The organism is Mycobacterium sp. pV006, assembly GCF_041287115.1.
In the GTDB taxonomy this organism is placed as follows: domain Bacteria; phylum Actinomycetota; class Actinomycetes; order Mycobacteriales; family Mycobacteriaceae; genus Mycobacterium.
This window is the reverse complement of the sequence record NZ_JBGGKT010000001.1, coordinates 69,511-81,551: the sequence shown is the minus strand read 5'-3', so window position 1 is coordinate 81,551 and position 12,041 is coordinate 69,511. Positions and strand designations below refer to the sequence as shown.

General features: G+C 72.1%; 9 protein-coding genes. All 9 read left to right on the top strand.

Annotated elements, in window-relative coordinates:
* Window positions 1-26: 26 nt before the first annotated feature.
* On the top strand, window positions 27-1,562 hold the full coding sequence (locus ACAG25_RS00380; RefSeq protein WP_370486318.1) for a UDP-N-acetylmuramoyl-L-alanyl-D-glutamate--2,6-diaminopimelate ligase: 1,536 nt from the start codon (window positions 27-29) through the stop codon (window positions 1,560-1,562).
* Window positions 1,555-3,060, top strand: a complete 1,506-nt coding sequence (gene murF / locus ACAG25_RS00375) for a UDP-N-acetylmuramoyl-tripeptide--D-alanyl-D-alanine ligase (protein WP_370486317.1) — start codon at window positions 1,555-1,557, stop codon at window positions 3,058-3,060. Before ACAG25_RS00380 ends, murF begins: the two co-directional genes overlap by 8 nt.
* Window positions 3,057-4,136 carry a phospho-N-acetylmuramoyl-pentapeptide-transferase gene (mraY, locus tag ACAG25_RS00370; protein WP_370486316.1) on the top strand — a complete coding sequence of 360 codons (1,080 nt, stop codon included), beginning with the start codon at window positions 3,057-3,059 and terminating at the stop codon, window positions 4,134-4,136. Before murF ends, mraY begins: the two co-directional genes overlap by 4 nt.
* Window position 4,137: 1 nt before the next feature.
* On the top strand, window positions 4,138-5,592 hold the full coding sequence (gene murD / locus ACAG25_RS00365; protein WP_370486315.1) for a UDP-N-acetylmuramoyl-L-alanine--D-glutamate ligase: 1,455 nt from the start codon (window positions 4,138-4,140) through the stop codon (window positions 5,590-5,592).
* A gap of 21 nt (window positions 5,593-5,613) precedes the next feature.
* The gene (gene ftsW, locus ACAG25_RS00360; protein WP_370486314.1) at window positions 5,614-7,158 is read left to right on the top strand and encodes a putative lipid II flippase FtsW; all 1,545 of its coding nucleotides are present in this window, start codon (window positions 5,614-5,616) and stop codon (window positions 7,156-7,158) included.
* Window positions 7,155-8,315 carry an undecaprenyldiphospho-muramoylpentapeptide beta-N-acetylglucosaminyltransferase gene (murG, locus tag ACAG25_RS00355; RefSeq protein WP_370486313.1) on the top strand — a complete coding sequence of 387 codons (1,161 nt, stop codon included), beginning with the start codon at window positions 7,155-7,157 and terminating at the stop codon, window positions 8,313-8,315. Before ftsW ends, murG begins: the two co-directional genes overlap by 4 nt.
* On the top strand, window positions 8,312-9,772 hold the full coding sequence (murC, locus tag ACAG25_RS00350; RefSeq protein WP_370486312.1) for a UDP-N-acetylmuramate--L-alanine ligase: 1,461 nt from the start codon (window positions 8,312-8,314) through the stop codon (window positions 9,770-9,772). The genes murG and murC overlap by 4 nt, the downstream gene beginning before the upstream one ends.
* Window positions 9,769-10,698 (top strand): cell division protein FtsQ/DivIB, encoded by a 930-nt coding sequence (locus tag ACAG25_RS00345; RefSeq protein WP_370486311.1) that lies wholly within the window; start codon window positions 9,769-9,771, stop codon window positions 10,696-10,698. The genes murC and ACAG25_RS00345 overlap by 4 nt, the downstream gene beginning before the upstream one ends.
* A gap of 182 nt (window positions 10,699-10,880) precedes the next feature.
* Window positions 10,881-12,041, top strand: coding sequence for a cell division protein FtsZ (gene ftsZ / locus ACAG25_RS00340; RefSeq protein WP_370486310.1), 1,161 nt, complete (start codon window positions 10,881-10,883; stop codon window positions 12,039-12,041).

The window sequence follows — 12,041 nt, the reverse complement described above, 5'->3', positions numbered from 1 at the left end:
CGACGGGTCGGTACTGTGTCAAAGCCATGAATCTGCGTCCCAGCCGTCCTGCCGGCCTACCGTTGCACGTGGTGTCGCAGTCGGTGTCGGCCGTCGCCGTCGACGCCGCCCCGGTGCCCGACGTGACGTTGACCGGAGTCACGCTGCGCGGGCAGGACGCCCACCCCGGGGACCTGTTCGCCGCGTTGCCCGGGACGCGCTCCCACGGCGCCCGCTACGCCGGCGACGCCGTCGCACGAGGGGCGGTCGCCGTGCTCACCGATCCGGCCGGCGCTGCGCAACTCGGGTCCGTCGAGGTGCCCGTGCTGGTCCATCCCGACCCGCGTTCGGTCCTGGGCTCCGCCGCCGCCGCCGTCTATGGCCACCCGTCGCGCAAGCTGCGGGTCATCGGTGTCACCGGCACCTCGGGCAAGACGACCACGACCTATCTCGTCGAGGCGGGCTTGCGCTCCGGCGGTCGGATGGCCGCGCTGATCGGCACGGTCGGGGTGCATATCGCCGGTCGGGAGATCCCGGGCCGGCTCACCACCCCCGAAGCGCCCGACCTGCAGGCGCTGCTCGCGGTGATGCTCGAAGAAGGGGTCGACACCGTGGTCATGGAGGTGTCCAGCCACGCCCTGACCCTCGGCCGGGTCGACGGCACCGCGTTCGCGGTGGGTGGTTTCACCAACCTCAGCCGGGATCACCTCGATTTCCACGGCTCCATGGAGGAGTACTTCGAGGCCAAGGCGCGGTTGTTCGAGCCCGCGTCGCCGACCTGCGCCGCGCGGGCCGTCGTCTGCGTGGACGACCAGTGGGGTCGGGCCCTGGCGCGGCGGCGCGACGACGCGGTGACCGTCGGCGTCACCGGCCCCGCGGACTGGCGTGTCGAGGACGTCGGGCAGGGGTGCGGCGGCCCGACCACCCAGCAGTTCCGGGCCGTCGATCCCGCCGGTGTGCACCACCACCTGCAGGTGGGGTTGCCCGGCCGGTTCAACGTGGCCAACGCACTGCTGGCGACCGCCCTGCTCGACGCGGTCGGCGTGTCACCCGAACAGGCCGCCCCGGGTCTGCGCGCCGCCGCGGTACCCGGCCGCCTGGAGGTGATCGACCGCGGGCAGCCGTTCGCGGCGCTGGTGGACTACGCGCACAAACCCGGTGCGCTGCGCGCCGTCCTGGAGACCCTGCGGACATCGAGGCCGGGCCGGCTGGCCGTGGTCTTCGGCGCGGGCGGGGACCGTGACCGCGGCAAACGTGAACCGATGGGGCAGGTCGCCGGCGAGCTCGCCGACCTGGTCGTCGTCACCGACGACAATCCCCGCAGCGAGGATCCGGCCACGATCCGCGCGGCCATCCTGGCCGGGGCCGCCGGCACCGCCGCCGAGGTCGTGGAGATCGGGGACCGCCGTAGCGCCATCGACTTCGCCGTGGGGTGGGCCCGCGCCGGTGACACGGTCCTGATCGCGGGTAAGGGGCACGAATCCGGCCAGACCGTCGCCGGGCAGACCCGACCGTTCGACGACCGCGACGAACTCGCCGCGGCCCTGGACGCGGCGTACGGGGAGGATGCCACCCGTGATTGAGATGTCCCTGGCCGAGATCGCGGACATCGTGGGTGGCCGCCTGACGGACGTGACCGAGGAGCAGGCCGCGGAGCTGCGCGTGACCGGCGGCGTCGAATTCGACTCGCGCGCAGTGGGTCCGGGCACCCTGTTCCTGGCGTTGCCCGGCGCCCGCGCCGACGGGCACGACTTCGCCGCTGCAGCGGTGGCCGCCGGCGCCGTCGCGGTGTTGGCGGCGCGTCCGGTCGGGGTGCCGGCGATCGTCGTGGATCCGGTGACGCCACCCTCGGCTCCGGACTGCGGCACCGCCGGCGTCCTGGAACACGACCGCGACGGATCGGGCGCGGCGGTACTGGCCGCGCTGGCGAAATTGGCCGCCGCCGTCGCCGAACGGCTGACCGCCCGGGGCCTGACGATCATCGGCATCACCGGCTCGTCGGGCAAGACCTCGACCAAGGACCTGATCGCGGCGGTGCTGACCCCGCTGGGTGAGGTGGTCGCACCGCCCGGGTCCTTCAACAACGAGCTCGGCCATCCGTGGACGGTGCTGCGCGCCAACGAGTCCACCGACTTCCTGGTCCTCGAGATGTCCGCGCGCCACCGCGGCAACATCGCCGCGCTGGCCGCGATCGCGCCGCCGTCGGTCGCGGTCGTACTCAACGTCGGCACCGCACACCTCGGCGAGTTCGGCTCCCGAGAGGCTATCGCCGAAACCAAAGCCGAACTGCCGCAAGCGGTTCCGGACACCGGCGTCGTCGTCCTCAACGCCGACGACCCGGTGGTCGCGGCGATGGCCGCCAAGACCGCAGCGCGTGTCGTGCGCGTCGGCCGCTCGGCGGACCACGATGTCTGGGCCGACGAGGTCCGCCTCGACCCGCTGGCGCGACCGCACTTCACCCTGCACGCCGGAACCGAGCAGACCCAGGTGCAGCTCGCGGTGCACGGCGACCACCAGGTCTCCAACGCACTGTGCGCAGCCGCGGTCGCACTGCACTGCGGCGCCACGCTCGAGCAGGTCGCCGCGTCGCTGGCCGAGGCCGCGCCGGTGTCGCAACGACGGATGCAGGTCACCACCCGGCCCGACGGGGTGACCGTGATCAACGACGCCTACAACGCCAACCCCGACTCGATGGCCGCCGGTCTCAAGGCGCTGGCCTGGATGGCGCGCGGGAAGCGCAGCTTCGCCGTCCTCGGCGAGATGGCCGAACTCGGCGACGACGCGATCGGCGAGCATGACCGCATCGGTCGCCTGGCGGTGCGCTTAGATGTGTCTCGACTCATCGTCGTGGGAACCGGGAGGCCTATGAGCGCCATGCTCCACGGGGCGGTCATGGAGGGGTCGTGGGGCTCGGAGGCCACCGCGGTCGCCGACGCCGACGCCGCCCTGACGCTGTTGCGCGCCGAACTGGCGCCCGGTGACGTCGTCCTGGTGAAGGCGTCCAACTCCGCCGGGCTGGGCCCCCTGGCCGACACGCTGGCTGCCGAGGGCGGCGCCGGGATCGCGGCAGGTGGCCGATGAGGCAGATCCTGATCGCCGTCGGCATCGCGCTGACGGTGTCGATCCTGTTGACCCCGGTGCTGATCCGGCTGTTCACCCGGCAGGGCTTCGGCCACGAGATCCGCGAGGACGGCCCGCCCAGCCACCACAAGAAGCGCGGCACCCCGTCAATGGGCGGCGTGGCGATCATCGCCGGCATCTGGGCCAGCTACTTCGGCACCCACCTGGTCGGGATGATGATGGACGGCAAGGGACCCTCGGCGTCGGGCCTGCTGGTGCTGTTGCTGGCCACGTCGCTGGGCCTGGTGGGTTTCGTCGACGACATGATCAAGCTGCGTCGCGCACGCAACCTCGGCCTGAACAAGACCGCCAAGACCATCGGCATCCTGCTGGCCGCGGTGGTGTTCGGTGCGTTGGCGCTGCAGTTCGCCAACGCCGACGGACTCACCCCGGCCAGCGCGCAGCTCTCCTACGTCCGCGAGATCGCGACGGTCACCCTGGCTCCCGCGGTATTCGTGCTGTTCTGTGTGGTGCTCGTCAGCGCCTGGTCCAACGCGGTCAACTTCACCGACGGACTCGACGGCCTGGCCGCGGGCGCCATGGCGATGGTCTGCGCGGCCTATGTGCTGATCACCTTCTGGCAGTTCCGCAACGCGTGCGCCACGGCTCCCGGCGTGGGCTGCTACAACGTGCGCGACCCGTTGGATCTGGCGATCATCGCGGCCGCCACCGCCGGCGCCTGTATCGGGTTCCTGTGGTGGAACGCCGCGCCGGCCAAGATCTTCATGGGGGACACCGGGTCGCTGGCGCTCGGCGGCATCATCGCCGGCCTGTCGGTCACCAGCCGCACCGAGATGCTCGCCGTGGTGCTCGGCGCGCTCTTCGTCGCCGAGGTCACCTCGGTGGTGGTGCAGATCCTGGCGTTCCGGACCACCGGCCGCCGGGTGTTCCGGATGGCGCCGTTCCACCATCACTTCGAGCTGGTGGGATGGGCCGAGACGACGGTGATCATCCGGTTCTGGCTGCTGACCGCCATCGCCTGCGGGCTGGGCGTGGCGCTGTTCTACAGCGAGTGGCTGACCACCGTCGGTGCCTGACGTGCTCGAGCCGATCGCGCCCGGGGCCACCGTCCTGGTGACCGGCGCCGGCATCACCGGCCGGGCCGTGGTGGCGGCACTGCAACCGCTCGGTGTGCGGGTGACCGTGACCGACGACAATGCCTCGGCGCTGGCGGCGCTGGCCGGGCAGGGGACCGCGACACTGCCGCCCGCCGACGCCGTGGCTGCGATGACCGAGTTCGACGTCGTCGTCACCAGCCCCGGGTTTCCGCCGACGGCTGCGGTGCTGACCGCGGCGGCCGACGCGCAGATCCCCGTGTGGGGCGATGTGGAGCTGGCCTGGCGGCTCGACCAGTCGGGCCGCTACGGGACGCCGCGGCGCTGGCTGGTGGTGACCGGCACCAACGGCAAGACCACCACCACCTCGATGCTGCACGCCATGCTGGTCGCCGCCGGCCGACGCTCGGTGCTGTGCGGCAACATCGGCGACCCGGTGCTCGCGCTGCTCGACCAGCCCGCCGAGGTCCTGGCCGTCGAACTGTCGAGCTTCCAGCTGTACTGGGCGCCCTCGCTGCGGCCGGAGGCCGGAGTGGTCCTCAACGTCGCCGAAGACCACCTCGACTGGCACGGCTCGATGAGCGCGTATGCCCTCGCCAAGGCCCGGGCCCTGACCGGCCGCGTCGCAGTCGCCGGTCTCGACGACCGCGTCGCCACCGACCTGCTCGCCGCGTCCCCGGCGCCGGTCCGGGTGGGCTTCCGGCTCGGGGAACCGGCACCGGGCGAACTCGGCGTCGTCGACGGTGTGCTGATCGACCGCGCGTTCGCCGATGACCTGCCCCTGGCCCCGGTCGACAGCATCCCGGTCGCCGGTCCGGTCGGGGTGCTCGACGCGCTGGCCGCCGCCGCGCTGGCCCGGGCGGTCAGGGTGTCGGCGCAGCCCATCGCCGACGCGCTGGCCGACTTCCACGTGGGCCGGCACCGCGCCGAGGTGGTCGCGGTGATCGACGACGTGACCTATGTCGACGACTCCAAGGCGACCAACCCCCACGCCGCGCAGGCGTCGATCAGCGCATTCCCGCGGGTGGTGTGGGTGGCCGGTGGACTTCTCAAGGGCGCCTCGGTGGACGCCATGGTCGCCGCGGTGGCCGATCGCCTGGTGGCGGCGGTGCTGATCGGGCGGGACCGGGCGATCGTGGCAGAGGCGTTATCGCGACACGCACCGGATGTCCCCGTCGTCGAGGTTGTGACGGGGGAGGATTCTGGGGTGCTTGAGAAAGCTGAGACAGGTGTGACTCATGTGACAGACGTGGTCGACACGGCGGGGCGAGCGGTCGCCGACGCGGTGATGACGGGCGTCGTCCGAGCGGCCCGCCGGTTGTCCCGACCCGGCGACGCCGTGGTGCTGGCGCCGGCGGGAGCGTCGTTCGACCAGTTCAGCGGCTACGGGCACCGCGGCGACGCGTTCGCCGCCGCGGTCCGCGCCGTCCTCCGATAGCCCCGGGTAGCAGGCGTCTTCGTGGGCAACATCCTTGACCGGCTGCGCACCCGGCGCGCCAACCCGGCCGCCGACGGCGCCCCGGCGCTGACGGCCGGGCCTGCCGTCGCACCCGCGCCACGGACTCGGTTCGGGTCGTGGCTCAACCGCCCGATGACGTCGTTTCACCTGATCATCGCGGTCTCCGCGTTGCTGACCAGCATGGGTCTGACCATGGTGCTCTCGGCGTCGGGCGTGTACTCCTACGACCAGGCCGGCTCGCCGTGGTCGGTGTTCAGCAAGCAGGTGCTGTGGACCGGGGTCGGACTCGTCGGTTTCTACATCGCCCTGCGGGTTCCGGTGCGCCTGATGCGCAGGTTCGCCTTCACCGGGTTCGCGGTGACCGTGGTGCTGCTGGTCCTGGTGCTCATCCCCGGCATCGGCAAGATCGCCAACGGCTCGCGCGGATGGTTCGTGGTGGGCGGTTTCTCCATGCAGCCTTCCGAGCTGGCCAAGATCGCGCTGGCCATCTGGGGCGCCCACCTGCTGGCGGCGCGGCGCATGGAACGCGCCTCGCTGCGCGAGATGCTCGTGCCGCTGGTCCCCGCGGCCGTCATCGCGCTCGCCCTGGTGGTCGCCCAGCCCGACCTCGGACAGACCCTGTCCATGGGCGTCATCCTGCTGGGCCTGCTGTGGTACGCCGGTCTGCCGCTGCGGGTGTTCCTCAGCTCGCTGGGCGCGATCCTGATCTCCGGCGCGGTCCTGGCGATGTCGGCGGGCTACCGCTCGGCGCGCGTGCAGTCCTGGCTCGATCCCGCAGCCGACGCGCAGGGCTCCGGCTACCAGGCCCGGCAGGCGCGGTTCGCGCTGGCCAACGGTGGCGTCTTCGGAGACGGGCTGGGGCAGGGCACCGCGAAGTGGAACTACCTGCCCAACGCGCACAACGACTTCATCTTCGCGATCATCGGCGAGGAACTCGGCTTCGTCGGCGCCGCAGGGCTGCTGTGCCTGTTCGGGCTGTTCGCCTACACCGGCATGCGGATCGCGCGACGTTCCGCCGACCCGTTCCTGCGGCTGCTCACCGCCACCGCCACGCTGTGGATCCTCTCGCAGGTGTTCATCAACGTCGGCTACGTCGTCGGCCTGCTGCCGGTCACCGGGCTGCAGCTGCCGCTGATCTCGGCCGGCGGCACCTCGACGGCCACCACGCTGTTCATGATCGGCATCATGGCCAACGCCGCGCGCCACGAACCCGAAGCGGTCGCCGCTCTGCGCGCCGGTCGCGACGACCGGGTCAACCGGCTGCTGCGGTTGCCGCTGCCCGCCCCGTACGTGCCGTCGCGCACCGAAGCGCTGCGCGACCGCCTGCGGTCGGGCTCCCGGGCCGCGACGGCCGAGAGCCGGACCGGTCGGGCCGCCACGCCCCGCAAGAGCCGTACCGCCGCGCCCGAGCGCACCGCCACCCGGCGCGCCGCCCGCGGCGCCCGGCAGCCGAATGCGGAGACGCGCGGGTCCGTCGGTTATGGTGCTGGCCAGCGAAAGCCGGGCCGACGAGCCCGCACACTGGAAGGTCAGCGTTACGGGTGACGGGAGTATCGATCCCGGCAGGGAACGACCGGGCGATCTCCGTGGTCCTCGCCGGCGGCGGCACCGCGGGCCACGTCGAACCCGCGATGGCGGTGGCCGATGCGCTGCGGGCACTGGCGCCCGACACCCGGATCACCGCGCTGGGCACCGCGCGCGGCCTGGAGACCCGCCTGGTGCCGCAACGCGGCTACGACCTCGAGCTGATCACCCCGGTGCCGCTGCCTCGTAAGCCGACCGCCGATCTGGCGCGGCTGCCGGTCCGGGTGCGTCGCGCGGTGCGACAGACCCGCGACGTCTTCGACCGTGTCGGCGCCGACGTCGTGATCGGCTTCGGCGGGTATGTCGCGCTGCCGGCCTACCTCGCCGCGCGCAGCATCCGCGCAGAGCGTCGTGTGCCCGTGGTGGTGCACGAGGCCAACGCGGCCGCCGGTCTGGCCAACAGAGTCGGCGCCCGCACGGCCGTGCGCGTGCTCTCGGCGGTGCCGGATCCGGGGCTGGGCCGGGTGGAGGTCGTCGGTGTGCCGGTGCGCGAGGCGATCACCTCGCTGGACCGCGCCGCGCTGCGCGCCGAGGCCCGGGCCTTCCTCGGTTTCGCCGACGACGCGCGGGTGCTGCTGGTGTTCGGCGGCTCCCAGGGCGCGCAATCCCTCAACCGGGCCGTCTCGGCTGCGGCCGAAGACCTTGCCCGTCAAGGTATTTCGGTTCTGCACGCACACGGTCCGAAGAACACGCTGGAGCTGCGCGAGCCGGCGCCCGGCGATCCGCCCTATGTCGCGGTGCCCTACCTGGACCGGATGGACCTCGCCTATGCCGCCGCCGATCTGGCGATCTGCCGGTCCGGGGCGATGACCGTCGCGGAGGTCAGCGCGGTCGGCCTGCCCGCGGTGTACGTTCCGCTGCCCATCGGCAACGGCGAACAGCGCCTCAACGCGCGCCCGGTGGTCGACGCCGGCGGCGGCCTGATCGTCGAAGACCGGGACCTCACGGCGCAGTTCGTCGCCGAGACGGTCGGTGCGCTGCTGACCGACAACGCGCGGCTGACGACGATGACGGCGGCCGCGGCGCTGGCCGGCCATCCCGACGCCGCGCGCCGCGTCGCCGAGGTGGCCCTGGACGTCGCCCGCGCCAACCGGCGCGCCGGACGGGGGCGACGGTGAGCACCGCCGAACTGCCGCCCGAACTGGCGCGCGTGCACATGGTCGGTATCGGGGGTGCCGGGATGTCGGGAATCGCCCGCATCCTGCTGGACCGCGGCGCGCTGGTGTCCGGCTCTGATGCCAAGGAGTCGCGCGGCGTGGCGGCGTTGCGGGCGCGCGGTGCGGTGGTGCGCATCGGCCATGCGCCCGAATCGCTGGACATGTTGCCTGGCGGACCGACCGTGGTGGTCACCACCCACGCGGCGATCCCGAAGACCAACCCCGAACTCGTCGAGGCCCGCCGGCGCGACATCCCGGTGATCCTGCGGCCTGCCGTGCTGGCCAAGCTGATGGACGGTGACGCCACGCTGATGGTGACCGGCACCCACGGCAAGACGACCACCACCTCGATGCTCATCGTGGCGTTGCAGCATGCGGGCCTGGACCCGTCCTTCGCCGTCGGAGGAGACCTCGGCGAACCCGGCACCAACGCCCACCACGGCAGCGGCGGCTTCTTCGTCGCCGAGGCCGACGAGAGCGACGGGTCGCTGCTGCAGTACAGCCCGGATGTGGTGGTGGTGACCAACATCGAGGCCGACCATCTCGACTTCTTCGGCAGCGTCGAGGCCTACACCGAGGTGTTCGAACAGTTCGTCGGGCGGATCCGGCCCGGCGGCGCACTGGTGGTGTGCACCGACGATCCCGGTGCCCGGGCGCTCACCGAAAGCGCTGCGGCCCAAGGCGTGACGGTGTTGCGCTACGGCAGCAGCGGCGACGACCTCGACGCCCGGCTGGTGGAGTGGACCCAGCAGGGAACCGGTGCGGTGGCGGTGATCTCGCTGCGCGGTGAGGACCAGCCGCGCGTGATGCGCCTCGCGGTACCCGGCCGGCACATGGCGCTCAACGCGATGGGTGCCTTGCTGGCCGCGGTGCGTGCCGGCGCTCCGGCCGAGGTCGTCCTCGACGGTCTGGCCGACTTCGAAGGGGTGCGGCGGCGCTTCGAACTCGTCGGATCCGGTTACGGCGTCCGGGTTTTCGACGACTACGCCCATCACCCCACCGAGGTCCGCGCCACCCTCACCGCGGCGCGCGCGCTGGTCGAACACGGCGAGCGCGGCCGCTCGATCGTGGTGTTCCAGCCCCATCTGTACAGCCGGACAGAGGCTTTCGCGGCCGAGTTCGGGCAGGCGTTGAGTCTGGCCGACGAGGTGTTCGTGCTCGACGTCTACGCCGCGCGGGAGCAACCGCTGGCCGGGGTGAGCGGAGCCACCGTCGCCGACCACGTCGGCGTGCCGGTGACCTATGTGCCGGATTTCTCCGCGGTCGCCGCGCGCGTGGCCGCGGCCGCCGAACCCGGCGACGTCGTGATCACCATGGGCGCCGGGGACGTCACCATGCTCGGCCCGGTGATCGTCGCCGAACTCACCGACAAGGCCAACCGGACGGCGCCCGGCGGAACGGGATCACCACCGCGATGACCGGACCCCACGACGGCGAGCCCGATCCCGGCCCCGCGCCGGAGGCCCCTGCCGAGGAGGTCACCGAGCCTGCCACCGAGGCGGCCGGGGACGAGACCCCCGACGCCGACGCCGAGGGGCCGCGCCGGCGCGCGCGGCGCGAACGCGAACAACGACGCGAGGCGCAGGCCCGTGCCATGGCGATCGAGGAGGCGCGACGCGAGGCCAAGCGCCGCGTGACCGGGCCCGCCGCCCCGCAGCGCGCCACCCTGAGCCGCGGTGCCGTACGGGGCCTCAAGACGCTGCTGTGGACCGCCGGCATCGCCGTGCTGGTGGTCGGGTTGGGACTGCTGCTGTACTTCACGCCACTGATGTCGGCGCGCAACATCGCGGTGGTGGGCTTGGACGCCGTTCCCGAGGCGGAGGTCGTGGAGGTCGCCGCGGTGGTCCCCGGCACCCCGCTGCTGCAGGTCGACACCGACACGGTCGCCGAGCGGGTCGCCGGGATCCGGCGGGTCGCGTCGGTGCGCGTGCAGCGCGAGTACCCGTCGACCCTGCGGATCACCGTCGTTGAGCGGGTGCCCGTCGTGGTGCGCGACTATCCGGACGGGGTGCACCAGTTCGACAAGGACGGGGTGGACTTCGCCACCGGTCCGCCACCGCCGGGCGTGCCGTACCTGGAGACCGACACGCCGGGGCCCCAGGATCCCGCGACGCAGGCGGCGCTGCAGGTGATGACGTCGCTGCGACCCGAGGTTGCCGCGCAGGTGGGACGCGTGACCGCGCCGTCGGTCGCCTCGATCACGCTGACGCTGATCGACGGGCGCACCGTGGTGTGGGGGACCACCGACCGCACCGAGGAGAAGGCCCTCAAGCTCGCGGCGCTGTTGACGCAGCCGGGGCAGGTCTACGACGTCTCCAGCCCGGATCTGCCGACCGTCAAGTAGCAGGCCGGAAATTTCTCGGCGCGTGTCGGCGCGCCTGCGGGGTTCGTGCGGGCGCTGACCCTACCGTTCTGTCTACGCGGAACAACTTGACATAACTCTAAGCTTCAGGTTGAGGTTGAGGGTTTTGATCAGGGGGAACTCCGCAGAGCAGACAGCAACCAGGCAGGAAGGCAACCGCGGCGATGACCCCTCCGCATAACTACCTCGCAGTGATCAAGGTGGTCGGCATCGGCGGCGGCGGCGTCAACGCCGTCAACCGGATGATCGAACAGGGCCTCAAGGGCGTCGAGTTCATCGCGATCAACACCGACGCGCAGGCGCTGTTGATGAGCGATGCCGACGTCAAGCTCGACGTCGGCCGCGACTCGACGCGCGGGCTGGGCGCCGGCGCCGACCCCGAGGTCGGTCGCAAGGCCGCCGAGGACGCCAAGGACGACATCGAGGAGCTGCTGCGCGGCGCCGACATGGTGTTCGTCACCGCCGGTGAGGGCGGCGGCACCGGCACCGGCGGTGCGCCCGTGGTGGCGTCGATCGCCCGCAAGCTCGGCGCGCTGACCGTCGGCGTCGTGACCCGGCCGTTCTCCTTCGAGGGCAAACGGCGCAGCAACCAGGCCGCCGAAGGCATCGCAGCATTGCGCGAGAGCTGCGACACCCTCATCGTGATCCCCAACGACCGGCTGCTGCAGATGGGCGACGCCGCGGTGTCGCTGATGGACGCGTTCCGCAGCGCGGACGAGGTGCTGCTCAACGGCGTGCAGGGTATCACCGACCTGATCACCACTCCCGGTTTGATCAACGTCGACTTCGCCGACGTCAAGGGCGTGATGAGCTCGGCCGGCACCGCGCTGATGGGCATCGGCTCGGCACGCGGCGACGGCCGTGCGCTCAAGGCCGCCGAGATCGCGATCAACTCTCCGTTGCTGGAGGCGTCGATGGAGGGCGCGCAGGGAGTGCTGCTGTCGGTCGCCGGTGGCAGCGACCTGGGCCTCTTCGAGATCAACGAGGCCGCCTCGCTGGTCCAGGAGGCCGCCCATCCCGACGCCAACATCATCTTCGGGACCGTGATCGACGACTCCCTGGGCGACGAGGTGCGCGTCACCGTCATCGCCGCCGGCTTCGACGCCGCGGGGCCGGGCCGCAAGCCCGTCACCAGCGAACCCCAGGCCGAAGCCCCCTCGGGCACCCCGATCGCGCCCGGCAAGGCCGGTCGCGTCGGTTCGTCGCTGTTCGACAACGATCCGGCCAGTGTCCCGGTGACCAACGGCGCGACGGTGCGCATCGGTGGCGACGACGGAGGCATCTCCGACGACGACGTCGACGTGCCGCCGTTCATGCGTCACTGA

Coding starts and splice junctions, on each gene's coding strand:
- ACAG25_RS00380 (WP_370486318.1), top strand. CDS start 27: ATGAATCTGCGTCCCAGCCGTCCTGCCGGCCTACCGTTGCACGTGGTG.
- mraY (WP_370486316.1), top strand. CDS start 3,057: ATGAGGCAGATCCTGATCGCCGTCGGCATCGCGCTGACGGTGTCGATC.
- ACAG25_RS00345 (WP_370486311.1), top strand. CDS start 9,769: ATGACCGGACCCCACGACGGCGAGCCCGATCCCGGCCCCGCGCCGGAG.
- ftsZ (WP_370486310.1), top strand. CDS start 10,881: ATGACCCCTCCGCATAACTACCTCGCAGTGATCAAGGTGGTCGGCATC.